This window comes from Bradyrhizobium sp. SHOUNA76, from assembly GCF_023006445.1.
Lineage (GTDB): Bacteria > Pseudomonadota > Alphaproteobacteria > Rhizobiales > Xanthobacteraceae > Bradyrhizobium.
Genome location: NZ_JALBHA010001171.1, coordinates 1 through 439, shown reverse-complemented (window position 1 = coordinate 439; position 439 = coordinate 1). Strand labels below are relative to the sequence as shown.

At 67.7% G+C, this 439-nt stretch carries 1 protein-coding gene; it reads right to left on the bottom strand.

The window, feature by feature from the left end; all coding sequences use genetic code 11:
• Window positions 1–439: hypothetical protein (locus tag MOV74_RS40340; protein WP_246933127.1), on the bottom strand; the 439-nt coding region annotated here is incomplete at both ends.

Below are 439 nucleotides of genomic sequence, written 5' to 3'. Positions count from 1 at the left end.
TGCCATGATCGGCTCTTCCTGGCGCTGGACCGCGACGGACGCGCGGCCCGTCGTGGTGACGTCGAGGCCGCGGCCATGCTGGGCCACGATGCGGTTGAGCTCGGCGAGGGCCTCGATCTGGTCGACGATCACCTTGCGCATCTGCGCAGTGCTCTCGGCGGCCTCCTGCGGCATCTCGAGCACGCCGCGGCGCAGCTCGTTGCGGGTGGCTTCGAGCTCGTTGTGCATCTCGAAGGCCATCTGCTTCATGCTGGAGACGAGGTTGGTGAACTTCTCCGTCGACTGCTTGAACATCGTATCCGCCTCGTCCGTGGTCTGGCGGTAGATGTCGTGCATCGCCTCGATGGTCTGGCGATGCTCCTCTTCGGAGGCGACGCGCACCGCCTCGAACTGGCGGGTGATCGCGGCGGAGCCGGCGCCGGCGGTCTCGGCGACGACG